This is a genomic window from Clostridium felsineum DSM 794 (assembly GCF_002006355.2).
Classification (GTDB): Bacteria; Bacillota; Clostridia; order Clostridiales; family Clostridiaceae; genus Clostridium_S; species Clostridium_S felsineum.
This window is the reverse complement of sequence record NZ_CP096980.1, coordinates 3,715,998-3,742,413: the sequence shown is the minus strand read 5'-3', so window position 1 is coordinate 3,742,413 and position 26,416 is coordinate 3,715,998. Positions and strand designations below refer to the sequence as shown.

The following is a 26,416-nucleotide window of genomic DNA, read 5'->3' as shown; positions in this document are numbered from 1 at the left end:
TTGTTTTTATATTTAACACAAAATAGATATAATAATAAGTAAGTAAATAAATGTGGAGGATATCTATGAAAAAAAACGGTGCTCAGAGGGAATTTAAAAAATTAAAAAGCCAAATAAATCAAATTGAGGAAATTGTGTATCATTCAAAACCAGGAGTTCTTATAGAACATGAAGCAGCTGTAAGAAAAAAGTTGAGGGAACTAAAGGAATTTGAAAAAGAAGGTTTTAGGGATTTTGAAGATATTTTTAATAGATATAAAGAGCTTTTGGATGAAATAGGTAAAAGGATGCTTCAAAATTACAATCAAAAGAATGGAACTAGCTTTGATTTCTATGAAATTTTAGAAGAAAATTATAATGCTTTTTATAATTCAGGTTTAATGACAGTACTTACTAAACATCATATACCTAAGCTTATAGCTAAAGAGTTCGAGGAAAAGTTTCCAGATAATCCTAAAGACGAATATCTTGAAGCTAGAAGACTAAAAAGAAAATTTATCATTCATTTAGGTGACACAAATACAGGTAAAACTCATAATGCTATCGAACGTTTAAAGACAGCACGAAAGGGAGTTTATTTATCACCATTAAGAATTTTGGCGTTAGAGAACTTTGAAAAATTAAATAGTGAAGGAGTTATATGTGATTTATTAACAGGAGAAGAAGAAATACTTAAACCAAATTCAACTCACACCTCTTCTACAATAGAGAAGGTTAATTTAAAAGAGCATTATGATATAGCGGTTATTGATGAAATTCAAATGATAAGCGATTATCAAAGAGGTATAGCTTGGAGTAAGGCGGTATTAGGACTAAAATGTGATGAAATTCATATTTGTGGAGCTTTAAATGCTAAGGGTATATTAGAGAAAATGATAAAGGATTGTGAAGATGATTATGAAATAAAAGAATATAAAAGATCTATTCCTTTAGAAGTTGAGGAAAAAAGCTTTAATTATAAGGATATAAAAGAAGGAGATGCAGTGGTTGTATTTTCAAAAAAAAGAGTGCTTGAGATAGCCCAAAGTTACTCAGCAAAAGGCATTAAGGCAAGTATTATATATGGAGACTTACCACCAGAGGTGAGAAAACTTCAATATCAGGATTTTATAAATAAGAAGACAAAAGTATTAGTGACTACAGATGCAATAGGTATGGGGGTTAATTTACCTATTAGAAGAATTATATTTGTTAATATAAAGAAATTTGATGGTGATAAAATAAGAGAATTGACCTCACAGGAGGTAAAACAGATAAGTGGGAGAGCAGGAAGAATTGGTATTTATGATGTAGGGTATGTGGCTAGTATAGGAGATACTCAAGACTTTATTAAGGATAAATTGGAAGCTTCGGATAAGAGTATAGAAAGAGCAGTTATTGGACCATCCGAAGCTATACTTAGAATTAAAGGATTACCTCTAAATGAAAAGTTAGCGCTATGGAGTACTAGGGAAGAAAAATTAGATTATTATACTAAAATGGATATTAGTGAGTACATGATTATTTTGGATAGAATAAAGAAATATAAATTGACCGAAGGAATAGAGTGGGATTTGTTAAAGGTTCCATTTGATGTAGCTAAGGAAGAATTAATGGATGCTTTTTCATCATATGTAGTACAAATATTTATTAATAAGCAGGAGAGCATATTTAAACCTGAATGTTTTAGAGGAAGTTTAGATGATTTGGAAACCTACTATCAGAAGATAAATATGTATTATTCATTTTCTAAAATATTTAATTTAGAGTTTGATGTGGATTGGGTTTATAGTGAGAGAATAAAAGTAAGTGAAGACATAAATGATATATTAATTAGAATGTGATAATTATATTAAAAGGTTATGGTAATACACAGTATTTAACTATGGTTGTATAAAAAGTTAATTTGTTTATCAAGAGTATTATTTAAGTAAAATGGTATAGTACATCTTAATAGTATCTCATAAGAAACTATACCACTTTAAAGTGCTTACTTCACATAATTAAGCTAAGCTTCTATAATAAAAACATAGGAAGTGGCCACTTCATAAAAGCTATTTAGCTTAAGAAAGGTTTTTATAAAAAGGAGATAGCAAAATGAAAGAAGTAGTTGAATTTTTAAAAGCAAATCCAGTTCAATATTTAGCAACAGTAGGTCGTGATGGAAAGGCAAAATGTCGTCCTTTTATGTTCTGCACTGAACGAGAAGGAAAACTATGGTTTTGCACAAACAATACCAAGAATGTTTATAAAGATATGAAAGAGAATCCAGGGATAGAAATTTGTGTTTCAACTCCTGAATATGAATGGCTTCGTTTAAGTGGAGAAGCTGTATTTGAAAATAATATGGCTGTTAAGGAAGCTTGTATGGCTAATCCAATAGTAAAAGGACAATATAAAGAAGCATCAAATCCAATTTTTGAGGTGTTTTGTTTAGAAAATGCAAAAGCTGTTATTGCTGATTTTTCTGGCAATCCACCTAAAGAATATAATCTATAAAAAACAGTTCTTGAAATGTATGTGATTTCAAGAACTGTTTTCTTTGTAGGATATTTTTGAATTTTTATAAAATAATAGGTATATGCTTATTTTATTACAAATCTTCATTAGTATTTAGTTTTACAATACTACATATTTCACAAGGATTGTTAAGAGTACATTTAGATTTTTTACATATAACTTCTATTGAGTTAATCTTTTTTCCTAAGGTCGTAGGACGTAAGACTATAGTGATTTTACAAAAGGAATGTGGTTTTATATTACGAATTTTATATAGGATACTATTATTGTTATAGTTGTAGTATCCATCTTCAACAAATGTACGTATAAGCTTAACTTCCTTTGGTAAAGTATCCTTTAATTTTATATTTGTAACGCTATTCTTTGTGTTATTTATAACATAGATACAATATATCAAAGTATCGCCTAATTTTAACTTACACTTAGTAGCATATTGAGTAAGTATTAAACATACAGGGTTAACCACAAGTGTTGAACATGAAGCACTATGAGAATTACTATTAAAAGCTTTAACTGTTGAGTAATTTTTTATCAATGATAATGGTAAATTACAATTTGAATACATCATAATAAATACCTACCTTTATTAATATAGAAAGGGGCTGTTGCAAAACTAAAAAATAGTTTTGCAATAGCTCCTTTGTTGTATATAAAAAATGTGAGTTCCGAAGAACTCACATTGATTGTATAATTAAATTATGAACGTAACTAAATTATACACAAAAAATTATAATCAATTTAATGATAATTTGCAACTTATATTACCATTAAATTTAGAAAACTTAATACCAGAAGATGATTCGGTTCGTTTGCTAAGCTATTTGTTGGAGGGATTAAATTATAAAAAATTGTACAAGGCGTATTCTTCCGTAGGAAGAAAATCAGCAGTTGAACCCAAAATCATGTTCAAAATAATATCTTATGCTTATTCTCAAAATATTTATTCAAGTAGAAAGATAGAAAAAGCATGCAAAAGAGATATAAATTTCAAATGGCTACTTCAAGGCTTTAAAGCACCTGATCACGCTACTATAAGTAGATTTCGAAAAAAATATCTTTCAAATGAAGTGATTGAAGATTTATTTTATCAACAAGTTAACTATTTAGCTAAAGAAAAAGAATTATTATTTGAAAATGTATTTATCGATGGTACTAAAATTGAGGCAAATGCCAACCGATATACTTTTGTTTGGAAGAAAGCTATTTATAAAAATGAAGGTAAGATGTTTGATAAAATTATTGCTCTTGTTAAAACCATTAATCTTGAAAGATTAATGAAATTCACTATTGAGAGAGAAACTTTGATTGATGATATAAACAAAATTCTTCAATGGCTTTTATTTGAAAAAGAAAAAAGAAATATAGAGTTTGTTCATGGAATCGGTAAAAGAAAAACTGCAATTCAAAAGTGGATAGAACAACTATCACAATATAAAGAAAGACAAGAAAAATATAATTTAAGTAAGAAAATATTTTCAAAAAGAAATAGCTATTCTAAAACTGATACTGATGCAACTTTCATGCATATGAAAGATGATCATATGAGAAATGGTCAATTAAAACCTGCCTATAATGTACAAATAGCAGTTGATAGTGAATATGTAACTGGTGTTGGAGTATTTGATGATAGAAATGATATAGCAACATTAATACCAATGATTACTAATATGCAAGAAAAAATTGGTCATAAATATACTAATGTGATTGCAGATTCTGGTTACGAAAGTGAAGAAAACTATTTGTTTTTAGAGTCTAATAATCAAATACCATATATAAAACCTCAAACTTATGAGAAATGGAAAAAAAGAAGTTTTAAAAACGACATCAGTAAGCGTGAAAATATGAAATATGATGTTAAAACAGATACATATATTTGTCATAATAATAGAAAATTATTCCCATCATATATTATTCATAAAAAATCTGCAAGTGGGTATACGTCTGAGGTTACTGTTTATGAATGTGAAAATTGCGATAACTGCACTTTGAAATCAAAGTGCACAAAAGCAAAGAATAACCGAAAAATGCAGGTTTCAAAGACTTTTATTAAAAAGCGTCAAATTTCATACAACAATATCAAAACTGAATTGGGAACTAAATTGAGAATGAACAGATCTATTCAAGTTGAAGGTGCGTTTGGAATTTTAAAAAGCGACTATGAATTCAAAAGATTTTTAACACGTGGAAAAAATAGTGTAAAAACTGAATTTATTTTGCTTTGTTTTGGATATAACATTAACAAATTACATTTAAAAATCCAAAATGAAAGAACTCAAAAGTATCTTCACGAATTAAAAACTATTTCCTAATTATGGAATAATATAGTTAGGTTTATTTTAGTGCGTCAAAATCTCATGGAAATTCAAATAATTAATATAGTATTTAAAATATTAGGCAATTTTATAGCTTAAACAAAAAAAGAGCATCGCTCATGATTAATTTTAATCATTTTGCGACACTCCCTTATTGTTATCTTATTAAGGTGTAACAGTTGCATTTATTGTAACTGTAACTGTTATGCCGGGAGCAATATCTCCAAGATTACCTACAGCATCTCCAGTTCCATTAATTGAAACTGAACCTGCACTTGATGATACATTGTTAAAAACAACTCCATTAGGATGATTATCCGTAAAGGCTACACTTAAGGCTGTTTCTGTTGCATCGTTGTTTGTAACGGATATTGTATAATCAAAAGGTACGCCTACAACAACGGTAGTAGGACCAGTTTTAGTAAGAGATAAATTAGTAATAGGATTTCCAGCTGTAATACTAAAAGTATCAGTAGCGGCATTAGTATTTGTACCGTTAGCAATAGCTGTATTAGGAATAGTACGAGCCATTTACATTTACTTCCATTTAATCTAATTTATTAGTAAAATAAAATTATATTCTACACTAGTTAATATATTAATTTTGCTATGTAATGTTACAATTATTGGTTGTAATATAAACATCCATAAAATATAATTGGAGATTGACAATTAATTTACTGAGTTAGTATAGGCTTTATTTTTATTCTTAGTTTATTATTCATAAAATTATGGTATAATTTCATAATATAATTTAATTATATTAAATTGGGAGCTATACATTGGAGAGTATAAATGGAGGAATTATTAGATATAATAAAATTTGAGTTATTAGGGGAATCTTTAGTGGAAGAAGAAGCTTCAAAACTTAAAGCATATATAGAAAGCGGATTAGAAGGTGTAGATTTAAAAAAAATAAAGAAATGTAATATGGAAATTGTTCTTGTTAATTACTATAATATTGAGCTTAGAGAGAAGTTTTGGAGGTTAATGGATGGAATTAAAAAAAACAAAGAGGTTTTTAAAAGAATTTTAAAGGTATTCCTTAATATAGGAAATGAAAGTTTTTTTAAGGCTGTATATGGTAGATTTCATTCAGTACCTAAGGTGCTTAATTATTTAAGAATTATGGAGGATAAAAGTGATCTATTAATATGGACTATAAACAGCTGCACAACTAAAGAGAGAGAATGCATTATGTTTGTACAGAAAATGATAAATGAAGATAAAAGTTTACTTTTAAGAACTTTTTTAAAAACTGAGGATGAGTTTGTAAAATTAAATTTGGCAGCTTTAGCAATTAAAAATTCATATGAATTACCTGTGAATCCAGAGGAATTTATACAGCATTTTGAGAATGAAAGAAATATAAACAATTACTTAGAGTATAAGCAGATAATTTTGGTAGATTTTTTAGCTTATGCTGCTTGTAAAAGTGAAGAAGTAAAGAAGATTTTGGGAAATATAATAAATAAAAGTACAAGCTGTAGAAAGCTTTATAGCCATTTAGAGAGAAATTTAGGTGAAACTATTAAGATGAAGGAATATGACTTGGTAGAAAGCTTTAAAATTGATAAAAGATTGTATATCCTAAGGCTAATAAATTTATATATAAGAGAAGAAGAGGAAGATATTCTTTACGAGATAAATGAAAAAATTGAAAAGATGCCAAAGCTATTTAGAGAAAGCTTGGAGTTTATTGATAATAGTAAGAAGATTAAAGGAAATGTTCTTAATAATGTTGAGAGACTTATGCTTTCTTATTTGATATATTCTAAATCTAAAAGAATAGAAGATTTAGACATAATGAAAAAAGCTGTTAAAAGTGTTTTTGAAAAATTTATCTGCAAATCTAAAAATTTTAAAGATATTAAAGAAATTGAAAAGGAAAAGCTTCAACTTTATATAGTGGAAGGTAAATATAAAGGAATAGTAGACAAACTAATAGGAAAATTAAAAGGTAGGGGAGAAAGTTATATTAGCTTCTTTGATGAATTTTCTTTTAGATTGATTTATTCAATTAACGAAATAAGAAATATTTTATATAGATTTTTAGAGTTACAGTTTAAGCTAGAAAGGTATAACATAGTAAGTCTTATTATAGATTCAGTGCTAAAAAAGGAATCAGTAAGTTATGATGAGTTAATAAAAGAACTTAGGAATTTTGGGGTAAGTGAGTCAAGTTTTTTAGTTGCAGCAGATAAAGCTTTAAATAATAGTAAGTTTAATTCGGTAGACAAGCTTCAAAAATATATATTGAAATTGTGTATTAACGATGAGAGAACCATAGATGCTTTAAGTGTTACGGTAAAGGCAAATATACTGGAAATACTTTTTATCAATGATAAGGAAAAGTATAGAAAATTATTAATAGGTTATTTAGAAAGTAAATCTAAGAAAATTAGAAGTAAGGTAATAAATCTTTTAAGTTCTTATGAAAACAGTAATCTATAAAATATAGAGGAGATAAAATAATGTCAAATATTTTTAAAAAAGTTTTGAAAACAGAAAAAAATTTGTTAGAGGATAATACGGGTGCTTTAGTCAAAGAGGTAGTAGGAATTGTCTCTATAAATGGAGTTTCAGCAGGAAGAGCAAGAAAAGAAAAACTGTGGACACTTAGATTTGAATTAGATGAATGGAGATATTTAGGTGAAGGCTTAAAAAATAGTAAACTTAATGTTATGAAGAAGGTTACAGATGAACAGCTAAAAGATATACAAAATACAATAAAAGCAGAAACTATAGTAAAAATAAAATTAAGTATAGACTATAAGAGTACAGGTGACAGAGCTGATGCAATTTTTGAAGAATTTGTTGAAGAAGTTTCAGATGATATTGAACTAAATGAATGTTTAGAAAAGCTTAAGGAACCAATTACGTATGAGGATAGCTATTTTGGAACTCTTACCTTTGACAGAATGGTTAATTGGTATGGCAGAACAATTGAGTGGAATGATGAGAATATTTCTTTGAGTTTATTGATAGACGATAGAGAAGATATAAATTCAAGTTTAGAGGTTGCAAAGGTTCTGTTTGAAAATCAACTAAAATGGCAGGGAAAAGTTTCAGATTATGCAGTAGAGCAGCTTCTTTCGCTAAAAAATGAAGTATGGCTTCAAGAAGGAGAAGAAGAATTAACGGCAAATGAATTTAAGAGTCGTATGAAACTTGAAGCAATTACAGTAAATCCAAATGGAGATTTTGAGTTTTGGCACAATGATGGAGATTTATTTTGGGGGCATTCTATTTTAGTTTCAGGTAACTTAAATAGAGGTTTTGATTTTGCAGATATACCAGGATAAGCTGAATAAATATTATAATGTTTGTGATATTATGTAGTTATTATGAAATAAATCCATTAATAAAAGACAAGCTGGAGGGATATAAATATGTAGTTACAAGTTAAAGATAAATTCAGATGTAATTAAGTTTTGAGGATAATTTAAAATCCTACAAAGGAGTGTTTATTAATGGATTTAACGTGGAACTTAGATAATATTTATACTTCATTTGAGTCTGAGAAGTTTAAAGAAGATAGTAGAGAGTTTGAAAAAATTACAGCTCGTATAAACAATTTTAATTTTAATATGTTAGAAAAAGATATCACTAAACTTAAAATAGAAGATTTTTTGAAGTGTATAAGTGAGTATCAAAGATTATATTATAAGATATATTCTTATGCTTATCTTATAATAAGTGCGAATACTGAAAATATTAAAGCGATGCAAGTTTTGGATGACATTGAAAATAAAAAATTAGAATCCAATAAGAGTTTTATAAAATTTTCAAAATGTCTATATAAATTCAATGATTTGGATGAAATAATTAATGGTTCAATGTATCTTTTAGAACATAAAGTATACTTAAAGGAACTTGTACTAAAAGCCAAATATTTACTTGATGGTAGGGAAGAATTTATTATTAGCAAAATGCAAAGTACAGGAGCAAGAAATCTTGAAAGACTTTATATGGAGACCGTGGGAAGTGAAGTAGAGGAAATTAGTGTTGATGGAAAAAATTACAAATTAACGCTTCCTGAGCTTCATGAAATGATGTATTCAAAAGATGCAATAACTAGAAAAAAGGCATATTACAAAGAAATTGATTTATGTAGGAACTTAGCAAGAGTTTCCGCTAGCTGTATAAACGGAATTAGCGGAGAGGCAATTAATGTTTGCAGCCTTAGAGGTTTTTACTCACCACTAGAAAAGGTGCTAATGAAGTCTAGAATGAATGTTAAAACTTTAGAGGTTATGATGGAGGCAATAAAGGAAAGTTTGCCTATATTTCAAAAATATTTTGCTAAAAAAGCTAAAGTACTTGGGTATAAATCTAATCTTCCTTTTTATGATATATATGCGCCTATTATTGATAGTGATATTAAAGTATCTTATGATGAAGCTGAAAGTTTAATAATATCCAGTTTTAAAAATTTTAGTTCTAAGCTTTCTGATTTTGCAGGAAAAGTATTTAAAAATAGATGGATTGATGCAGAGACTAGAAAAGGTAAAGTTAATTTTGGTTTATCGATATGTGTATTTCCAATAAAAGAAAGTAGAATAATTGTTAATTTTAATGAAAGTTATAATGATGTAAGTATATTAGCTCATGAGATTGGACATGCATATCATGATTCTAAGTTATACAGTAAGAGTATTTTAAATACAGAGTATCCAGTACCAATGGCTGAAACTGCTTCGATTTTTTGTGAAACTATATTAAGTAATGAGTTAGTAAATAAATTGCCAAAGAAAGAAGCTGTAGATATTTTAGAAAAAGATATTTCTAATACAGCATATTTTATTGTTGATTTTTATGGAAGATATCTATTTGAAAAAGAATTATATGAAAGAAGAAGGTCAGGTATACTTACTATTGAAGAATTAAATGAAATGATGTTTAAGTGCATGAAAAAATCTTATGGAAAAGCTATAGATCAAAAAACTATTCATCCATATATGTGGCTTAATAAAGCAGGATATTTTATGCCTGAAAATGAGTTTTTAAATTTTCCATATTCTTTTGGAGTATTGTTTTCAAAAGGTTTGTATGCAAAATATGTTAGCAATAAAAAAAGTTTTGCTGAAAAGTATGATAAATTTTTAGAACAAACCAGTAGTATGAATATGGTTGATGCTGCAAAACTTTTAGAAGTAGATATCAATTCAATAGAGTTTTTTAGAGCATCTATAAAGCTTATTGAAAAAGATATTGAAAAGTTTATAGAATTAGCGTAAAAATAAAAGGACTGCATAATAGCTTCTAGTGTTGCATTAAAGTAAATAATACTTGTTGACAAATATTATTGGAAAAAATTAATGATAAAAAAATAGACCAATTTGTGTTTTAATGGTTTTGACGAGAAACCAAACACAAGGAGGTCTATTTTTATGTTCAAGATTAATAGTAAATTAGTTTTTCATAAATTAATAGAGGAAATTGGAGGAAGTTTTATTACTAAAACTATAAATAAATATAATGGTGATTATAGGAGCCATCACTTTGACACAAGATCTCACATAAATTCGATGATTTACCTTAATATAAAAGGCTGCAGGAGTTTAAGAGAGGCTGAAGGTGAAATATCTGCAAATAAGAAACTAAAAAAACTTATCAATGTACCAAGTGTTTCACAGTTTTCACGCAAAAACGCTGCGCGTGATTATAGAATTTTTGAAGATATTTTCTATCATTTAGTTGATAAAGCTAAGAGAAGATTTGGAGACGTTAGGATTTTCAAAGATATTCCACCAATAAAAATAATAGATTCTACTGTAATATTAGTTGCTTTAAATCTAGCACCTCATCTAAAGATAGATGATAAAAGAGCAGCTATTAAAATCAGTACTCTTTTTAATGGAGAGTTTCCAGAGAAGATAAATATTGTTAAAGGGCAAGTTAATGATAGAAAATGTATTGATGGTTTATTTGAGAACAAGAATGCTATCCATGTATTTGACAGAGGATATTATGATTATCGTTGGTATGATAAATTAACAGAACAAGGAATACAATTTGTTACAAGAGGAATAAAAAATGCAATCATTATGGAGGAAAGAATGCTAAGATCAAATCTTAGCGAAAATATTTATGATACTGAAGTTATCTTAGGCTCTACTCTAGGAGGCAATTTAACTTTTAAAAATTATAGAGAAATAATGACTTTTGATGATGAAGGAGAACCTGTTACTTTTGTAACTAATATCTTTGATCTTCCTGCAGAAGATATAATAAAAATATATAAACATAGGTGGGAAATAGAGCTATTTTTTAAGTGGATAAAACAAAACTTAAGGATAAAGAAATTTATAGGTTATAATGAAAATGCAGTGAGAATTCAGATATTTTCTGCTCTTATATCTTATATGCTTATATATTTATGCTGTAAGGTTACTAAAGCTAAGTACTCCATGCTATTGTTAACACGATTTGTGAGAAGCAACTTATTGGAATTTTATGACGAAGATATTTGTGAGTATTTCAGGACAGGCTAATAAGCAGTTGCAAATATTTAAAATTTAATGATGTGGATAATGGGATAATTACAACTACTAAATGGTATTTTTTTCTTTTTAAAATATAATAACCCAATATTAAAGGTAGTTATCGGATTTTATTATAATCCAATAACTACCTTTTTAAATGTCAATAGTATTTTATTGTATTAATGCAACACTAGAAGCATAATAGCAGTTCTTTTATTTTACAATAAATTATAACTCTCTTCTAGGTAATTTTGATTTAATAGTGCTTTCAACATCTGCTAATTTTTTCTTATCCCTTTCAGTAGCAAATAAGCAAGTGTAACCATCCTCACCAGCTCTACCAGTTCTTCCTATACGATGTATGTAGCTTTCTGGATTTTCTGGCATATCGTAATTGTATATATGGCTTACTCCACTTATATCAAGACCTCGTGATGCCACATCAGTAGCCAAAAGATACTGAAAATCACCATTTCTAAAAGATTTCATTATTTTTTCACGTTTTGTTTGAGTTAAATCACTGTGAATTTTTTGGCAATCAAAACCTCGCTTATAAAGATCTACTTCAAGTTCATCTACTCTTCTTTTAGTTCTACCAAAGATAATTGCCATAAAAGGATTATCTTGTTTTAGCACAGTACACAAAGCATCTAATTTTTTCCTGTCTGTAGTTTCAACAACAAATTGCTTAATAGTTTCCAAGGTTAGTTCTTGCTTTTTTGTGGATATAGTAAGCGGATCTTTCATATATCTATATGCTAATTTTTTAACGTCAGGACTTATAGTTGCTGAAAAACAAAGAGTTTGAAGCTTCTTAGGTGTGCATTTTAAAATAGTTTCAATATCATTTTTAAAGCCCATTAAAAGCATTTGATCAGCTTCATCAAGTACAAAAGTTTTTAGCTTACTTAAATTTATAGTTTTTCTTTGAATATGATCTAAAAGTCTTCCTGGTGTGGCAATGATAAGATGAGTATTGCCTTTTAGCTTCTTTAATTGAGAAGATATATCCTTACCACCATATGCAGCTAATATATTTACATCTTTAGCTTCCTTAAGCTTTTTTGCTTCTTCAGTTATTTGAAGGGCAAGTTCTCTTGTAGGAGTAACAATTAAAGCCTGAACATAATGTGCATCAGGTGATATATTTTCAAAAATAGGAAGTAAAAATGCTAGAGTTTTTCCTGTACCCGTTTGGGCTTCACAAATAGCATCTCTTCCACCTTTAATATGGTTTATACTTTCAGCTTGAACAGGTGTTGGCTCAGTAATACCATTCTTTTTTAGCACCTTTACAAGGGCTTCGCTAATACCTAATTTTTTAAAGTTCATTATTTTCTACCTTTCTATAAAGAAATTATATTAAAAATAGTAATTCACATATTTTTATCTTTAGCATAGTTAATAATAACATATTGTTTGAACTATTACTATATAGAGTGGTTAATAACGGTTATGTTATGCATAATTATTTGAATTTTACGCTTGTTGTATAAAAATAAAAAAGGCGGTAGTTGATGTACGTGATATTTAATGTTAAAATATCATTGAACAGTGTTTAATTACTGGACTATGTTTAAAAATGATACATTAAAGGATGTGTGGTTAATGGGAATTAAAGAACGTAAGGAACGTGAAAAGGATGAGTTAAAAAGGTTAATAATTGATACTGCAAATGAAATTATATTAAAAGAAGGTTTAGAAAAACTTTCAATAAGAAAAATTGCAGCCCAAATTGAATATTCACCAGCAATAATTTATCACTATTTTAAAGATAAAGATGAAATAGTAAATACTATTATGAAACAAAATTATGAAAAGATAATTAATACAGTATCATCAATTAAAGAAATTAATGATACTCCAGAAAATGCAATAAAATATATATTGCGGGAATATATAAATTTAGCCTTAGAAATGGATGAAGAGTATGTTTCTATTATGCTTAGTAATTCAAAAGATATACTAGAACATACAGCTTTACTTTTCAAGGGGGCAGCATCTAAAAGAAAGGCTTTAAATGTCTTATATAAATATATGAAGCAAATATATAGTGATAAAAATATTGATGATAGAGAAATAGAATTAACATGTCAAATTGTATGGACGTCCTCTTTTGGATTAATTATAAAACTTATAGTTGAAAAGAGTCTTTCTCATGAGCAAAAAAATGAAATTATTAATCATCATTTAACACTGATGGTAGATGGAATAATATTAGGAAGCTGTTTTTTAAAATAAATTTTGTAAAAATGGAGGTTAGTATGAAATACAAAAATTATGTTTCCATTTTAGTAATTTTTATTTTGGTTTTATCTTTGTTTGCATCTATTATAGGTATATTTTCAACTGGTGAGGGTAGACTGCATACAATAATATCATTATATGGACAAAAAATAATTTTATATGGAAAAGGTATTTATAAGAACGATTCAGTTTCTGTAGCGACTCAGGGGATAGCACAAGATATGGTTACAGTAATTTTAGGGATTCCCTTATTAATAGTTTCTTTAATTTTTTATCGTAAAAAATCACTAAGAGGCCATTTGTTTTTGTGTGGAACTTTAGCATATTTTTTATATACGTACACCTCTTACACTTTTTTATGGATGTACAATTCATTGTTTTTAATTTATGTTTCGTTAATGTCTATTAGTTTCTTTGCATTTGTGTTAACTATTATTACTGTTGATATGAAAAATCTTCCTAAATATTTTAGTGAAAAGTTTCCTGTAAAAGGTTTCGGAATTTTTTATATATTTTTAGGTGTGTTAATATCTTTTCTTTGGCTTCAAAGAATTCTACAACCTTTGATTACAAATACAATTTCTATTAGTCTTGAACAGTATACTACATTACCTATTCAAGCATTAGACCTTGCATTTGTAGTTCCATTATCAATTATTGCAGGGATATTTATTATAAAACAAAAGTCTTTGGGATATCTTTTATCTTCTATAATAACTATAAAAGGAGTAACTATGTTCACATCTATAACGGCAATGATAGTAAGCGAAATTATATCAGGTATAAAATTAAGTATAATAGAAATTTTAGTATTCCCACTATTTAATTTGGCAATCATATATTTAGCATTTAGTTTGATGAAAAATATTAATATTAAAATAGGGGGAAGTATATAAAATGAAAACTTTAATAATTTATGCTACTAAGCATGGTTCAACGAAAAAATGTGCGGATTTTTTAAAAGATAGATTAGATGGTGAAATAACGGTTGTGAATATAAAAAATGATTTCGATATAAATTTAAAACAATTTGATAAAATAATTATAGGTGGTTCAATTTATATGGGTAAAATTCAGAAGGAAATAACTGAGTTTTCCAATAAAAATATTGATATACTATGTACGAAAAAAGTGGGTTTGTTTATTTGCGGTATGAATAATAGTGCTGAAATTGAGATAAACAATGCTTTTCCTAAAATGTTATTAGAAAATGCTTTAATAAGGGAATGTTTTGGAGGAGAATTTATATTTAAAACTATGAATTTTTTTGAGAGATTTATAGTGAGAACAGTAAGTAAAAGTAATAAGGATATTTCGAAAATTTCTGAAGAAAAAATAAATAATTTTGCAGAGGTAATGAATGATAAAATTACGAACATCCCTAAATAATCGGAATATTATATATTGATAAGACTTAAATAAATGTCATAAGAAAAAACGTAGGGGATGTAATTATGGAAAACGAAAAGCAATTTGTTAAAGATAAAAATATTAGGGCAAAAGAAGTAGTTAGTATTCCTATTTCCCAAGAAGAATCGATAAAGGGAAGATATTTTGTAGGACAAACAGGAATTTTGAGAGTTGGTAAAAAAATAAGCGCATGGGCAGGACTTATAAACCCATATAATTCAGCAGTTGATTTGTATGCATATGTATTTACTATCACAAATTTATCTAATGATTATTTAATTGCTGAAGTATGGCTTAATACAAATCTCCCTGAAAAAGGAATGTTATCTCATAAGGTTTCGCCTACCAATACTTCCTTAAAACCACTCCCTAGAAATAAAGTTGATATTAGATTTACAGATTTCACTACGGAACTTCCATGTAATGGCATTAATGTCTATGAAAGAATAGTACCTCCAAAAACAACTTTAGTATCTGAAGAAGATGGAAAGTTTATAGAGGGTCCAGATGGAAATTATGTAATAGTTATAAAATCATTAGGAGACAATAGTAAAGCAATAGTTGCATTCGGTTGGTCAGAGAAGAGAAGATAATTTAATTTGATAATAAAAAGAGCTGTAAAACATTTTTGTAGTTTTACAGCTTTTGTATTTAAAAATTAATCCTTTAATACAGTAATATCACCAGAGGTTTTTACTTTAGGCTCTTCTTTTTTTAATGTACTCTCAATATGTTTGATTTCTTCTATTTCATTTTTATATATTGATACATCCTCTAAAGTTACTCTATGAGTAGAGAAGGAAACTTGTTCTTCACTTAGTGGTATTCTAATAATGTCTTCAGAGGAATTAGTATCATAGGATTTTTTTTCAATTACAAGTTCTTCACGTTTTACGGGAATTGTGAAGCTTTTTTCAGTTGATAAAGTTTCTTTGTAAATTTTAACGTCACCTGTTTTTATCCATTGTTTAGCAATATCTAATTCTTCTGCTTTAAGTTTAAGAGTTTTATTTTGGTCTGAAGATTTCACGTAAAGTCACCTCCCATTTAATTTAAAAAAACACCTCACGAAAATCTATCGGAGGTGTATTTGATATTTATTATTGTTGATCAGTATTGCTATCAACTATATTAGCATCGCCAATTTTATTTATTTTGGCTTCTTCTCTTTTTAATGTTTCATCGATATGCTGTGTATTTTCTATTTCATTTTTATGGGCTGAAACTTCACTAGTTAATACTGTATGCTTACCAACATTAACTTTTTCTTCACTTACAGGAATCTTGATACTTTGCTCGTTAGTTATAGGTGAATCGCTTGTTTCATTATTTAGAGACTTTCTTTCAACTACTACCTCTTCATGTTTTACAGGGACATCAACAACCTTATGTTCCTCTATGATTTCTTTACCAAGTTCTACTTCACCTTTTTGAACTTTATCCTTATTAATATCAAGTTCTTCTTTGCGAAGTTTAAGTTTAGCATCATTCTCAGTATCTACTTGTTTTTTATTATCATCGTTTCCACCAAAAAGTCCATCTAATATTCCCATGTAAAAACACCTCCATTAATTAATGATTTTTGCCCACTTATATATTACCCTCAAAGAAATATATTATCCTGTTTGAAATGTGGAAATAAAAGAAATAAATATATATAATGATATAATTATATACATCATATTAAAATAATAACTGGAGTGATTATTATGGATCATATGGATTATAGAATATTAGAGTGTTTAAAAAGAAATGCTAGAATGAGTGCTTCAGCAATTAGTAAGGAAATTCATTTATCAGTTTCAGCTGTGATTGAACGCATTCGTAAGCTTGAAGAAGCACAAATTATAAAAAATTATACAATTGTTTTAGATGAAAATAAGCTGGGAAATACAACAAGTGCATTAATGGAAGTAAGTTTAGATCATCCTAGATTTTATGAATCATTTACTAAAGCGATTTCGGAAAATGATAATATAATTTTTTGTTACTATTTAACTGGAGATTTCGATTTTATGATTAAAATACTTTGTAAATCATCAGAGGATTTAGATAAAATTCATAATCAAATAAAAAGCTTAGAAGGAGTTTCTAGAACAAAAACTTATTACATCTTAAGGAATGTTAAAAGCTAAAAAAATTTTTGGGGTAAATATGATAAAACCATAAATTTTTCTGATAAGTCTATATATAACAAAAAATATACATAAATTTAAAATAGTATTGAAAAAAGTTAATTTATAATATAACATAAAATAAAATGATGAATTGTTAAATAAATATTTAAATTTATGATAAATTTTTAAAAAACATGTGAATAAATTTTTAAATAAAAAATAGACGGGTGGAAAGCTTTATGAAAAATTTAGGGTATTACAATGGTGAGTATGATTTAGTTGAAAATATGAAAGTGCCAATGAATGATCGAGTATGTTACTTTGGAGATGGAGTGTATGATGCCACTTACAGTAAAAATCATAAAATATTCGCTTTAGATGAGCATATCGACCGCTTTTATAATAGTGCAGGACTTTTAAGAATTAAAATTCCTTATACAAAGGATGAGCTTAAGGAACTATTAAAGGAAATGGTTAAAAAAGTTGATGATGATGAACAGTTTGTATACTGGCAGGTTACAAGGGGAACAGGAATGCGTAATCATGCTTTTCCATCTGAGGATGTAAAAGCAAATTTATGGATTATATTAAAGCCACTAAAAATAAAGGACATGTCAAAGAAATTAAAGTTAATTACATTAGAGGATACTAGATTTTTACACTGTAATATAAAAACTTTAAATTTACTTCCTAGCGTAATAGCAGCTCAAAAAACTGAAGAAGCAGGATGTCAGGAAGCAGTATTTCATAGAGGTGACAGGGTAACAGAATGTGCACACAGTAATGTATCAATTATAAAGGATGGAATTCTAAAAACAGCACCAACAGATAATCTGATTTTACCTGGTATAGCAAGAGCGCATCTCATAAAAATGTGTAAAAGATTTGAAATTCCTGTAAATGAGACAGCCTTTACCTTGAAAGAATTAATGGAAGCAGATGAGGTTATAGTTACAAGTTCAGGCCAATTTTGTATGGCTACTTCTGAGATAGATGGTAAACCTGTAGGTGGGAAGGCTCCAGAAATTATAAAAAAACTTCAAGAGGGCTTACTTAATGAATTCTTGGAAGAAACCAATTAGGGAAGGTGAAGAGCTATGAATCAAGAGGAGTTAACAATATTAAATATAGGGGAAAACCTAGACAATCTAATGAATTTAGATCCAAGAGGCTACGGAGTATGTAGGATTTTATACAGTGCAGCAAGGGAATATACTAAAGAACCGCTAACTATGAATGCAGCTAAAAAACTCGTAGGAACACTAAAAGAAGGGGATTTAGTCTATATAATGACTGGTTTTGTGCTACTCCCATTTAAGAAAGCGGAGATGGATGGTATTGTAAGTTCAATGCTGCTAGCAAGAGCTTTAGTAAAAGGCTTTAAGGTGAAACCTGTAATTGTATGTCCAGAAGATAATATGAAAGCGGTAAAAAATTTAACATACGTTATGGGACTTCACTTTTATAGAACTATAGAAGAGGTAAAAGAATATCCATTATCAGTAGCAGCAATACCATTTACCAAGAATAGAGATAAGGCATGGAAGCAGGCTGATAGTCTTATAGAAAAGGGACTTCCAGCTGCAGTTATAAGTATAGAATGTCCTGGTGCTAATTCTTTTGGAATATATCATAATGCAACGGGATTAGATGTAAGTGAAATTGAAGCAAAACAGGATATATTGTTTACTAAACTTAAAGAAAAAGGTGTTTTAAATATAGCAATTGGAGATTTAGGCAATGAAATTGGTATGGGTGTTTTAAAAGAGCATATAGAAGAATTTGTTCCATATGCAGCTAAAGGAAGCTGTAGATGTGGATGCGATGGAGGAATTCTTGCTAGAACGTCTGCAGATAATGTGATAACTGCAACAGTATCCGATTGGGGAGGTTATGGACTTATTGCAGCCTTAGCTTATTTGAAAAAAGACTTAGACATAATGCATACAGAAGAACTAGAGGAGGAAGCTTTAATCACGGCATCAAGAAGTGGAATGATAGATATGTATGGTGATTTGATTCCTGCTATAGATGGTTGTAGTGCATCCATGAATAAGTCAATAGTTAATCTGATGAGGGAATGTATAAAGGCAGCTATAAAATTAGAAACTACTTGTGCTACGTGGTTTGAAAAAGTAATTGAACTTGGTTTTTATGAAAACGAAAGGCTTAAGGATATTGTTTAAGGAGGAAAATATATGGATTATTCAAATATGAAACCTTATGATGTTCGAAAAATTATAAGACAGGGTAAAATTAGCACACCAACGGCGGGAATGTGTAGTGGTTATGCTCAGGCCAATTTAGTTGTTTTACCTAAGGAATTAGCTTATGATTTTCTACTTTTCACACAAAGAAATCCTAAAGCCTGTCCCCTGCTTGAGGTAGGAGATGTTGGAGAAAGAAAGCTTAAGTACTTAGGAGAAGATATTGATATTGCAAAAGATATTCCTAAATATAGGATTTATGAGGAAGGAATTTTAACAGGAGAGTATACAGATATTGAAAAGTTTTGGAGAGATGATTTTGTGAGCTTTTTAATAGGGTGTAGTTTTTCTTTTGAAGCTGATCTTATAAAGGCTAAGGTTCCAGTTAGACATATTGAAGAGAACACAAATGTACCTATGTTTGTTACAAATATTGAATGTACACCAGCAGGTATATTTAACGGTAAAATGGTTGTAAGTATGAGGCCGCTTCCTTATGATAAAATAGTAAAAGCAGTACTAGTAAGTGGAGAGATTCCTAAAGTACATGGAGCACCAATCCATATTGGAGATCCTAAGGTTATAGGAATAAAGGATATAAGTAGACCTGATTTTGGTGATGCAGTTACTATAAAGGAAAATGAAGTACCTGTATTTTGGGCATGTGGAGTTACGCCCCAAGCTGTTGTTATGAATGTTAAACCTAAAATAGTTATTACTCATAGTCCAGGTCACATGCTTATAACGGATATAAAAAATATAGATTTAAAATATTAAATGAGCCTAAGAAAGAAGGATAATATATTTTATGCAGAAATATATAAGAACATATGTAAAAATAAACTTAAAGGCTATTGAAAATAATATAAATGAAGTTAAGAAAAAAATTAAAAATTCTTCTAAAATAATGGCAGTAATAAAGGCAGATGGATATGGACATGGAGCGCTTAAAATAGGTAATTTTCTTAAAGATAAGGTGGACTATTTTGCAGTTGCTACATTAGAGGAAGGCATAGAACTTAGGGAGTCAGGAATAAATACATCTATATTAGTTCTAGGTTATACTTCACCTAAGCAATTTTCAGACTTAGAAAAATACAATATTACTCAAACTATATATAATTTAGAAATGGTAGAAAACTGCAAAGAAAAAATAAAAGTTCATTTAGCAGTGGAAACAGGAATGAATAGGATTGGATTTAAAGTGAATGAAAAAAGCATTTCTGATATAAATAAAATTGAGAGTATGAAGAATATAGATATTGAAGGTGTATTTACTCATTTTTCATGTGCAGATGAAAAGGACAAGAACTACACAAAGCTTCAAAAGAAAAAATATGATAAATTTATAGATATGCTAGAGAAAGAAAAAATAAAGATACCACTTAAACATGTTTGTAATAGTGCAGGAATTGTTGATTTTGATGATCACTATCTTAATATGGTTAGAAGTGGAATAATAACTTATGGGTTATATCCCTCAGAGGAAGTCCATAAAGAGGCTGTAAATTTAAAACCAGCATTAGAGTGGAAGGCTCATGTAATTAATATTTCAAGTGTTAATAAAGGTGAAGGTGTAAGTTACGGAAAGACTTACATTACAAAAGGTGAGGTTAAGCTTGCAACTGTTTCTATTGGATATGCAGATGGATATATGAGAGCTCTTTCGTCAAAGGGAAAGGTATTAATCCATGGTAAATATGCAAATATCGTTGGAAGGATATGTATGGATCAAATGATGGTAGATGTTACTGATATAGAAAATGTAAATATAGAAGATACAGTTACTCTAATAGGTAAAGATGGTGAAAATACAATAACTGTTGAAGAATTAGCCTATATGGCAGGAAGCTTTAACTATGAATTTGTTTGTAATATAGGAAAAAGAGTAGAAAGAATTTATGAGTGATATTACTTTACTTATAAATTCTTTTGTTTTAGTATAAAATTGATTAGATATGATAAGGGGGATTAGATGTGAATAATTTTATATTTAATGCATACACAGAAATGTTATTTGGAAAAGGACAAATAGAAAGACTTCCGGAAGTTTTAAAAAGGTACGGAAAAAGTGTACTTCTAACTTATGGCGGAGGAAGTATAAAAAGAAATGGTATTTATAGTAAGGTTAAAGAATTATTAAAGGACTTTAATGTTGTAGAATTAAGTGGTATAGAACCAAATCCTAGAATTGAAACAGTAAGACATGGTGTAGAGCTTTCAAGGGAAAATAAGGTAGATGTTATATTGGCAGTAGGTGGAGGAAGTACAATTGATTGTTCAAAGGTTATAGCAGCAGCTCATTACTATGAAAAAGATGCTTGGGATATAGTAACTACACCAAGTAAAATAGATAAAGTGCTTCCTATTGTAACAGTACTTACTATGGCAGCAACTGGCTCTGAAATGAATAAAAATGCTGTTATTTCAAATATGAAGACAAAAGAAAAGTTAGGTACAGCATCTACAAAAATGATACCTAAAGCATCGTTTTTAGATCCAGAATACACATATTCTGTACCCAAAATTCAAACAGCAGCAGGTTGTGCAGATATAATGTCACATATATTTGAAGCATATTTTAATAAAACTAAGGATGCTTTTGTACAAGACAGGTTTGCAGAAGGATTACTTGAAACCTGCATAAAGTATTGTCCAATAGCTTTAAAAGAACCTGAAAATTATGAGGCACGAGCTAATATAATGTGGGCAAGTTCTATGGCACTTAATGGACTTTTAGGAAGTGGAAAAGGTGGAGCTTGGACTTGTCATCCTATTGAACATGAATTGAGTGCTTTTTATGATATTACACATGGTATAGGACTTGCAATACTTACTCCAAGATGGATGAGATATATCTTAAGTGAAAAAACAGTGAATAAGTTTGTGGATTACGGAATAAATGTATGGAATTTAAAATTAGAAGAGGACAAATTTGAATTGGCAAGAAAAGCTATAGATAAAACAGAAGAATTCTTTAAGATGTGTGGTATACCTATGACTTTAAGTGAGCTCCAAATAGACAATACAAATTTTGAAGAAATGGCAAGGGCTGCTGTTATACATGGAAATTTAAATGAAGCCTATGTTGCACTAAACAAAGATGATGTATATAAAATTTTGGAAATGTGTATATAAAAAACAAAGATTTTATTAAAAATTGAATAAAACTATATTTTGAAAAATATTTTTGTAAAAAATAAAGAATATATAAATTGGTAAATCTAAGTGTAGTAGGCTGGATATAAGATTCTAAGCCTACTACACTTTTTTATACAAGAGAACTATAACTTGACAAAAACCGCGAAATGTATTAGTATAAACAAACTGTGGAATTATAATGTTTTTTATAAAAAAATTGTATATATATAGAAATTTAAAAAGATTTTGAAAGGAAATTATAAGTGAAATCTATTTTAGAAATGTATATAACACTATTACCCGTAATTTTAGCAGGAATACTAAATATGATATTTGTGAAATTTCCGGTATTTAAAACTCTAAGACATCCTATAGATAACAATATAATTTTAAAAGATGGTAAAAGGTTGTTTGGAAATAATAAAACCTGGAAGGGATTTATTGGCATGTGCTTTTTTGGTGCAGTTTCTTCTATTATTTGGGGAATTATTTGTGGAAATTATAAGGTTTTATATGAAAATAATCTAGTCTATAAATCTCATTCTAATACACTTATGTTTAATATTCTGTTAGGCATATTTCTTGGACTTGCGTATGCTTTGTGTGAACTACCCAATAGCTTTTTTAAGAGAAGAGTGGGAATTGCTCCAGGAGAATCTATTAATAAAGTAAATGGATTTATTTTTGTAATAATTGATCAAGTGGATTCCATATTGGGCTGTGCCTTTGTAATTAGTTTGTTTAATCCAATGACATTAGGTTATTATTTGGTGTGCGTACTCCTAGGTGGAGTTACTCATTATGTACTTAATGTTTTATTGTATATATTAAAACTAAAGAAAAATATTTAGGAGATGGAAAACATGATTTTTGATATTGGTGAAGGGGAGCTATCTAAAAAGTTTGGTAATAAAGCTAAGTTTCTAATGAAAATGAAAAAACAAGGTTTTAGAGTTCCAGATGGCTTTGTTATAGACAGTAATACATATACAGAAATCATTTCTCATAATGAAAAAAGAGAAGAAATAGAAGAAATATTAAAAGATATAGATAAATCTAATATAGCTAGTAAAAGTTGTAGTTTGTTTAAAATTTTTGAGAATTTGATAATTCAAGACAGTATAATAAAAGAAATAGAGAAGAAATTAAAAAAAGGAACAAAATATGCAGTTAGAAGTAGTGGATTAAAAGAAGATTTAGAGGATTTTTCTTTTGCTGGACAGTATTCAACTTTTTTAAATGTAGAAGGAATTAAGGATATAAAAAAAGCTATTCTTGGGTGCTATAAATCCATGTACACAGAAGTCGTATTGTCTTATTTTGTAGATAATAAGCTGGATTTAAAAGATCTTCAAATGGCAATTGTAATTCAAGAGATGATAGAGGCAGAGAAAAGTGGAATAGCTTTTACTGTAAATCCTATAACCGGAATTGATAAAGAAATAGTTATAGAAACGGCAGAAGGCTTGGGAGAGTCAATAGTAAGTGGACAAGTAATACCAGAGAGGTATATATATAATTGGTTTGAGGATAAATACGATTATAATAAAACCAATCGTTTGTTAAATGAGGAAGAACTCAAAGAACTTACAAGTACGGCATTAGACATACAAACATATCTTGGATACCCTTCAGATATTGAATTTGCAATAGAGAAGAATAAGCTATATATTTTGCAGGTTAGAGCTATTACAAAGATTAAGTATTCAAAAATAAAAGATGAGTGGACAACAGCTAATTTTAAAGATAGTGGAGTTTCTGCCTCGGTATGTACACCAGCTATGTGGAGTTTGTATGAATATATTTGGGAAACTGTATTAAAAAAATTTATAGTACAATCAAAGATCCTAAAAGAAAAAGAGTTGAGAAAGTTAGGAGATATGTTTTTTGGACGGCCTTATTGGAACATGAGTGTTGTAAAGAAGGCAATGGCAAAAATTCCTGGATATAAGGAGATAGACTTTGATAATGAATTTGGAGTTAAGATTACCTATACGGGAGATGGACATACAACTAAAATAACGCCTAAAACAATTTTAAATGTAATTAAAATAGCACTAAATCAGAGAAAAATCCTAAAAGATCAAAATAATAATATTGTAGAGTATAGAAAAGATATATTAGAAAAATATGATAAATACATAAAAGACGAAAATATATATTCACTTAAAGAATTTGAAAATATTTGGTATACGCTTATTAAAAAGGACTATTTAAAAAGTCAAGGAACGTATTTTTGGCAAATATTTATAAATACTGTTCATCAGACAATTTTTAGGGATAAATTATTGAAGTATGTTGATAAAAGTGAATACTTGGATTTGATTAGTGGATTAGATGGCGTATCACACTTGCGTCCTTTTTATGATATGTGGGATATGACTAGGGATATACTTAAAGATAAAGAGAGCTTTGAATTTTGGAATGAATCAAGTATAGTTGAAATAAAAAGACAATATGAAAAAGAATGTAAAAAGTACTTTATTCCGCAGTTCAAGAATTATATTAAGGCTTATGGGTATCATTCTAAAAAAGAACTAGATGTTACTTATCCATGCTACTGTGAGGATATAGAAACTGTTATAAAAATGTTCAAGGATACTATGCTTTTGGATGATAGTTATAACCCAAAAGAAGATAAAAAAAGTCAGCAAAAAAAATATTTTAAGCAGCTTGAAAAACTTAAAAGTAAAGTATCTAATAGAAAATATTCTAAGTTTATTTCAGAAGTTAAAGATATGAGAGAAATGCTGTGGTGGCGTGAGGAATTTAGAGATATAACTACAAAAATTTATTATGTAGTTAGAATTTATACCTTAAAACTTGCTGAATTATACAAACAAAATGGAATTATAGACAAAGAAGAGGACATATGGTATTTGAAAATTTTTGATATATGGGATTTTATAGATGGAAAGAAAAGTGATAAGGATATAAGGTCTATAATCATAAGAAATAGGAAATACTATAATTCATTTAGAAATTTTGAAAATGAAAATGAGATTGGTTGTAAGTTTGAAGGAATAGATTTAAAAGAGAAAAGCAGCAGTACTGATATTGTTGGAGTTGGATGTAATAATGGTATTGTTACAGGAACTGCTAGAGTAGTAGAAAGTTTAGATGAAATAGAAAGATTGCAGGTAGACGATATATTAATAACAAAATTTATAGATACAGGTTGGACAAGTAAATTTGCAATGTTAAAAGGTATTGTTACAGAGTATGGTGGACTATTATGTCATGCTGCAATTGTTTCTAGGGAATATGGTATTCCATGCATAGTATGTGCATATAATGCTACAAAATTAATCAAGGATGGCAGTAAAATTTCAATCAATGGTACAACAGGTGAAGTTACTATTTTAGAGGAGGGAAAAGCATGTTTATAGGAATATATAATAGATCAGTAATTATAACTTATTTAGGAATAATATCAGCAATGTTTGGAGTGTATTTAGCGGGAAAGCACAGTATTAGGTATGCAATGTTGTGTTTAGTTGTGGCTGGAGTTTGTGATCTTTTTGATGGGAAGGTTGCTAGAGCGTGTAAAAGAACTGAAGAAGAAAAATTATTTGGAATACAACTTGATTCGTTGGCAGATGTAGTGTGTTTCTCAGCATTACCTATAGCAATATTTTATGGAATGGGATTAAATAAGTGGTATCATATAATTATTTATACATTACTTACAATAGCAGCAATTACTCGATTGGGATTTTTTAATATAAAGGTTATGGATACTAATAGGGATAAACCTGTGGATTATTACAGTGGACTTCCAGTAACCTCAGCAGCAATGGTGTTTCCGCTTTTTTGGCTATTATCCTTTTACTTAAATAGAAATTTATTTCTATTAGTTTATACAATAATTATTGCTTTGGTTGCTTTCTTATTTGTTGCTAACATTAAAATAAAAAAACCTAAAGGAGCAGCATACGGAGTTATGGTTATACTTGCTATAATTATGATAGCTGCAATAGTATTTATAAAATAGC

General features: G+C 28.5%; 25 protein-coding genes. 20 read left to right on the top strand and 5 right to left on the bottom strand.

Annotated elements, in window-relative coordinates:
• Nucleotides 1–65 precede the first annotated feature (65 nt).
• Together CLFE_RS17560 and CLFE_RS17555 are read left to right on the top strand one after the other, a co-directional pair.
• Nucleotides 66–1,823 carry a helicase-related protein gene (locus CLFE_RS17560; RefSeq protein ID WP_077895047.1) on the top strand — a complete coding sequence of 586 codons (1,758 nt, stop codon included), beginning with the start codon at nucleotides 66–68 and terminating at the stop codon, nucleotides 1,821–1,823.
• 253 nt (nucleotides 1,824–2,076) lie between these two features.
• On the top strand, nucleotides 2,077–2,478 hold the full coding sequence (locus tag CLFE_RS17555) for a pyridoxamine 5'-phosphate oxidase family protein (RefSeq protein ID WP_077835539.1): 402 nt from the start codon (nucleotides 2,077–2,079) through the stop codon (nucleotides 2,476–2,478).
• A 94-nt stretch (nucleotides 2,479–2,572) separates the two neighbouring features.
• On the opposite strand, the gene CLFE_RS17550 is transcribed toward CLFE_RS17555, so the two are convergent.
• On the bottom strand, nucleotides 2,573–3,067 hold the full coding sequence (locus tag CLFE_RS17550; protein ID WP_077835540.1) for a DUF11 domain-containing protein: 495 nt from the start codon (nucleotides 3,065–3,067) through the stop codon (nucleotides 2,573–2,575).
• 130 nt (nucleotides 3,068–3,197) lie between these two features.
• Here CLFE_RS17550 and CLFE_RS17545 point away from each other — a divergent pair, with 130 nt between their 5' ends.
• Complete coding sequence (locus CLFE_RS17545; protein ID WP_250944600.1) at nucleotides 3,198–4,808, top strand: IS1182 family transposase; 1,611 nt, start codon at nucleotides 3,198–3,200, stop codon at nucleotides 4,806–4,808.
• 168 nt (nucleotides 4,809–4,976) lie between these two features.
• On the opposite strand, the gene CLFE_RS17540 is transcribed toward CLFE_RS17545, so the two are convergent.
• Nucleotides 4,977–5,342: a DUF11 domain-containing protein gene (locus CLFE_RS17540; protein WP_077895569.1), complete on the bottom strand. Its 366-nt coding sequence runs from the start codon at nucleotides 5,340–5,342 to the stop codon at nucleotides 4,977–4,979.
• A gap of 264 nt (nucleotides 5,343–5,606) precedes the next feature.
• Here CLFE_RS17540 and CLFE_RS17535 point away from each other — a divergent pair, with 264 nt between their 5' ends.
• The 4 genes from CLFE_RS17535 to CLFE_RS17520 all read left to right on the top strand — a co-directional run bounded on the left by CLFE_RS17535 (nucleotide 5,607) and on the right by CLFE_RS17520 (nucleotide 11,308).
• A complete protein-coding gene (locus tag CLFE_RS17535) occupies nucleotides 5,607–7,265 on the top strand; it encodes a hypothetical protein (protein ID WP_077895570.1) in 1,659 nt (552 codons plus the stop codon).
• A 20-nt stretch (nucleotides 7,266–7,285) separates the two neighbouring features.
• Nucleotides 7,286–8,116 (top strand): DUF2262 domain-containing protein, encoded by an 831-nt coding sequence (locus tag CLFE_RS17530; RefSeq protein ID WP_077895571.1) that lies wholly within the window; start codon nucleotides 7,286–7,288, stop codon nucleotides 8,114–8,116.
• 168 nt (nucleotides 8,117–8,284) lie between these two features.
• Entirely contained in the window at nucleotides 8,285–10,051 is a 1,767-nt protein-coding gene (locus CLFE_RS17525) for a M3 family oligoendopeptidase (protein WP_077895572.1), read from the top strand.
• Nucleotides 10,052–10,204: 153 nt separating this feature from the next.
• Nucleotides 10,205–11,308, top strand: a complete 1,104-nt coding sequence (locus tag CLFE_RS17520) for an IS4 family transposase (protein ID WP_077895578.1) — start codon at nucleotides 10,205–10,207, stop codon at nucleotides 11,306–11,308.
• A 219-nt stretch (nucleotides 11,309–11,527) separates the two neighbouring features.
• Here the strand turns inward: CLFE_RS17520 and CLFE_RS17515 are convergent, their stop codons facing one another.
• The gene (locus tag CLFE_RS17515) at nucleotides 11,528–12,631 is read right to left on the bottom strand and encodes a DEAD/DEAH box helicase (protein ID WP_077833914.1); all 1,104 of its coding nucleotides are present in this window, start codon (nucleotides 12,629–12,631) and stop codon (nucleotides 11,528–11,530) included.
• 276 nt (nucleotides 12,632–12,907) lie between these two features.
• On the opposite strand from CLFE_RS17515, the gene CLFE_RS17510 reads away from it, so the two are divergent.
• The 4 genes from CLFE_RS17510 to CLFE_RS17495 all read left to right on the top strand — a co-directional run bounded on the left by CLFE_RS17510 (nucleotide 12,908) and on the right by CLFE_RS17495 (nucleotide 15,549).
• Entirely contained in the window at nucleotides 12,908–13,540 is a 633-nt protein-coding gene (locus tag CLFE_RS17510; RefSeq protein ID WP_077894163.1) for a TetR/AcrR family transcriptional regulator, read from the top strand.
• Between the two features lie 23 nt (nucleotides 13,541–13,563).
• Nucleotides 13,564–14,442, top strand: coding sequence for a hypothetical protein (locus CLFE_RS17505; RefSeq protein WP_207651396.1), 879 nt, complete (start codon nucleotides 13,564–13,566; stop codon nucleotides 14,440–14,442).
• 1 nt (nucleotide 14,443) lies between these two features.
• Nucleotides 14,444–14,935 (top strand): flavodoxin domain-containing protein, encoded by a 492-nt coding sequence (locus CLFE_RS17500; protein WP_077894162.1) that lies wholly within the window; start codon nucleotides 14,444–14,446, stop codon nucleotides 14,933–14,935.
• Between the two features lie 65 nt (nucleotides 14,936–15,000).
• Nucleotides 15,001–15,549, top strand: a complete 549-nt coding sequence (locus CLFE_RS17495) for a DUF6143 family protein (protein WP_077833917.1) — start codon at nucleotides 15,001–15,003, stop codon at nucleotides 15,547–15,549.
• Between the two features lie 65 nt (nucleotides 15,550–15,614).
• Here the strand turns inward: CLFE_RS17495 and CLFE_RS17490 are convergent, their stop codons facing one another.
• The gene (locus CLFE_RS17490) at nucleotides 15,615–15,986 is read right to left on the bottom strand and encodes a YsnF/AvaK domain-containing protein (RefSeq protein ID WP_077894161.1); all 372 of its coding nucleotides are present in this window, start codon (nucleotides 15,984–15,986) and stop codon (nucleotides 15,615–15,617) included.
• A 70-nt stretch (nucleotides 15,987–16,056) separates the two neighbouring features.
• On the bottom strand, nucleotides 16,057–16,509 hold the full coding sequence (locus CLFE_RS17485; protein WP_077894160.1) for a YsnF/AvaK domain-containing protein: 453 nt from the start codon (nucleotides 16,507–16,509) through the stop codon (nucleotides 16,057–16,059).
• Between the two features lie 156 nt (nucleotides 16,510–16,665).
• On the opposite strand from CLFE_RS17485, the gene CLFE_RS17480 reads away from it, so the two are divergent.
• From CLFE_RS17480 to CLFE_RS17440, 9 genes are all read left to right on the top strand, one after another.
• Entirely contained in the window at nucleotides 16,666–17,091 is a 426-nt protein-coding gene (locus CLFE_RS17480; RefSeq protein ID WP_077894159.1) for an Lrp/AsnC family transcriptional regulator, read from the top strand.
• A gap of 221 nt (nucleotides 17,092–17,312) precedes the next feature.
• Nucleotides 17,313–18,155 carry a D-amino acid aminotransferase gene (locus CLFE_RS17475; protein ID WP_077833921.1) on the top strand — a complete coding sequence of 281 codons (843 nt, stop codon included), beginning with the start codon at nucleotides 17,313–17,315 and terminating at the stop codon, nucleotides 18,153–18,155.
• A gap of 15 nt (nucleotides 18,156–18,170) precedes the next feature.
• Complete coding sequence (locus CLFE_RS17470) at nucleotides 18,171–19,259, top strand: DUF4392 domain-containing protein (RefSeq protein ID WP_077833922.1); 1,089 nt, start codon at nucleotides 18,171–18,173, stop codon at nucleotides 19,257–19,259.
• Between the two features lie 12 nt (nucleotides 19,260–19,271).
• On the top strand, nucleotides 19,272–20,057 hold the full coding sequence (locus tag CLFE_RS17465; RefSeq protein ID WP_077894158.1) for a putative hydro-lyase: 786 nt from the start codon (nucleotides 19,272–19,274) through the stop codon (nucleotides 20,055–20,057).
• A 31-nt stretch (nucleotides 20,058–20,088) separates the two neighbouring features.
• A complete protein-coding gene (gene alr / locus CLFE_RS17460; protein ID WP_077894157.1) occupies nucleotides 20,089–21,189 on the top strand; it encodes an alanine racemase in 1,101 nt (366 codons plus the stop codon).
• A 68-nt stretch (nucleotides 21,190–21,257) separates the two neighbouring features.
• The gene (locus CLFE_RS17455) at nucleotides 21,258–22,418 is read left to right on the top strand and encodes an iron-containing alcohol dehydrogenase (RefSeq protein ID WP_077894156.1); all 1,161 of its coding nucleotides are present in this window, start codon (nucleotides 21,258–21,260) and stop codon (nucleotides 22,416–22,418) included.
• A 266-nt stretch (nucleotides 22,419–22,684) separates the two neighbouring features.
• The gene (locus tag CLFE_RS17450; protein ID WP_077833926.1) at nucleotides 22,685–23,272 is read left to right on the top strand and encodes a CDP-archaeol synthase; all 588 of its coding nucleotides are present in this window, start codon (nucleotides 22,685–22,687) and stop codon (nucleotides 23,270–23,272) included.
• Between the two features lie 12 nt (nucleotides 23,273–23,284).
• Nucleotides 23,285–25,810: a PEP/pyruvate-binding domain-containing protein gene (locus tag CLFE_RS17445; protein WP_077894155.1), complete on the top strand. Its 2,526-nt coding sequence runs from the start codon at nucleotides 23,285–23,287 to the stop codon at nucleotides 25,808–25,810.
• A complete protein-coding gene (locus CLFE_RS17440) occupies nucleotides 25,801–26,415 on the top strand; it encodes a CDP-alcohol phosphatidyltransferase family protein (RefSeq protein WP_077894154.1) in 615 nt (204 codons plus the stop codon). The genes CLFE_RS17445 and CLFE_RS17440 overlap by 10 nt, the downstream gene beginning before the upstream one ends.
• Nucleotide 26,416 lies beyond the last annotated feature (1 nt).

Excerpts from the sequence above, each read along its gene's own strand:
- CLFE_RS17560 (WP_077895047.1), top strand. The coding sequence starts at position 66 with ATGAAAAAAAACGGTGCTCAGAGGGAATTTAAAAAATTAAAAAGCCAA.
- CLFE_RS17555 (WP_077835539.1), top strand. The coding sequence starts at position 2,077 with ATGAAAGAAGTAGTTGAATTTTTAAAAGCAAATCCAGTTCAATATTTA.
- CLFE_RS17550 (WP_077835540.1), bottom strand. The coding sequence starts at position 3,067 with ATGATGTATTCAAATTGTAATTTACCATTATCATTGATAAAAAATTAC.
- CLFE_RS17545 (WP_250944600.1), top strand. The coding sequence starts at position 3,198 with ATGAACGTAACTAAATTATACACAAAAAATTATAATCAATTTAATGAT.
- CLFE_RS17540 (WP_077895569.1), bottom strand. The coding sequence starts at position 5,342 with ATGGCTCGTACTATTCCTAATACAGCTATTGCTAACGGTACAAATACT.
- CLFE_RS17535 (WP_077895570.1), top strand. The coding sequence starts at position 5,607 with ATGGAGGAATTATTAGATATAATAAAATTTGAGTTATTAGGGGAATCT.
- CLFE_RS17530 (WP_077895571.1), top strand. The coding sequence starts at position 7,286 with ATGTCAAATATTTTTAAAAAAGTTTTGAAAACAGAAAAAAATTTGTTA.
- CLFE_RS17525 (WP_077895572.1), top strand. The coding sequence starts at position 8,285 with ATGGATTTAACGTGGAACTTAGATAATATTTATACTTCATTTGAGTCT.
- CLFE_RS17520 (WP_077895578.1), top strand. The coding sequence starts at position 10,205 with ATGTTCAAGATTAATAGTAAATTAGTTTTTCATAAATTAATAGAGGAA.
- CLFE_RS17515 (WP_077833914.1), bottom strand. The coding sequence starts at position 12,631 with ATGAACTTTAAAAAATTAGGTATTAGCGAAGCCCTTGTAAAGGTGCTA.
- CLFE_RS17510 (WP_077894163.1), top strand. The coding sequence starts at position 12,908 with ATGGGAATTAAAGAACGTAAGGAACGTGAAAAGGATGAGTTAAAAAGG.
- CLFE_RS17505 (WP_207651396.1), top strand. The coding sequence starts at position 13,564 with ATGAAATACAAAAATTATGTTTCCATTTTAGTAATTTTTATTTTGGTT.
- CLFE_RS17500 (WP_077894162.1), top strand. The coding sequence starts at position 14,444 with ATGAAAACTTTAATAATTTATGCTACTAAGCATGGTTCAACGAAAAAA.
- CLFE_RS17495 (WP_077833917.1), top strand. The coding sequence starts at position 15,001 with ATGGAAAACGAAAAGCAATTTGTTAAAGATAAAAATATTAGGGCAAAA.
- CLFE_RS17485 (WP_077894160.1), bottom strand. The coding sequence starts at position 16,509 with ATGGGAATATTAGATGGACTTTTTGGTGGAAACGATGATAATAAAAAA.
- CLFE_RS17480 (WP_077894159.1), top strand. The coding sequence starts at position 16,666 with ATGGATCATATGGATTATAGAATATTAGAGTGTTTAAAAAGAAATGCT.
- CLFE_RS17475 (WP_077833921.1), top strand. The coding sequence starts at position 17,313 with ATGAAAAATTTAGGGTATTACAATGGTGAGTATGATTTAGTTGAAAAT.
- CLFE_RS17470 (WP_077833922.1), top strand. The coding sequence starts at position 18,171 with ATGAATCAAGAGGAGTTAACAATATTAAATATAGGGGAAAACCTAGAC.
- CLFE_RS17465 (WP_077894158.1), top strand. The coding sequence starts at position 19,272 with ATGGATTATTCAAATATGAAACCTTATGATGTTCGAAAAATTATAAGA.
- alr (WP_077894157.1), top strand. The coding sequence starts at position 20,089 with ATGCAGAAATATATAAGAACATATGTAAAAATAAACTTAAAGGCTATT.
- CLFE_RS17445 (WP_077894155.1), top strand. The coding sequence starts at position 23,285 with ATGATTTTTGATATTGGTGAAGGGGAGCTATCTAAAAAGTTTGGTAAT.
- CLFE_RS17440 (WP_077894154.1), top strand. The coding sequence starts at position 25,801 with ATGTTTATAGGAATATATAATAGATCAGTAATTATAACTTATTTAGGA.